Raw genomic sequence first — 264 nt, forward strand, 5'->3', positions numbered from 1 at the left:
CGACAGCTGATAGCCGTCGCGGCGGGTCCAGGTCAGCGGGGTCAGGTTCTGCGCGGCCAGGACCTCACGCAGAAACCGCAGCCCGAACTGCACCTGATACGCGCTGAGCTCGGTCGCGGCCACCAGCTGCCGGGTGGTCAGCCCGGCCGGGCGGGCCTCCATCAACGCGACCCGGACCAGGTCACCGGAGACGTTCGCGGGCACCCGTCCCATGGCCGGGCTACTCACCGGCCAGGAGGCGGGCCAGGCCCTCCTCCTGGGTGA

1 protein-coding gene is annotated in these 264 nt (G+C 72.3%); it reads right to left on the minus strand.

What is annotated here, in order from left to right; all coding sequences use genetic code 11:
* Positions 1 to 213 (minus strand): hypothetical protein (locus WH85_RS46460; protein WP_045748500.1); only part of this gene is annotated, 213 nt, incomplete at its 3' end.
* Positions 214 to 264 lie beyond the last annotated feature (51 nt).

Origin of the sequence: Actinoplanes rectilineatus, assembly GCF_000962825.1 — a bacterium.
GTDB classification, from domain to species: Bacteria; Actinomycetota; Actinomycetes; order Mycobacteriales; family Micromonosporaceae; genus Actinoplanes; species Actinoplanes rectilineatus.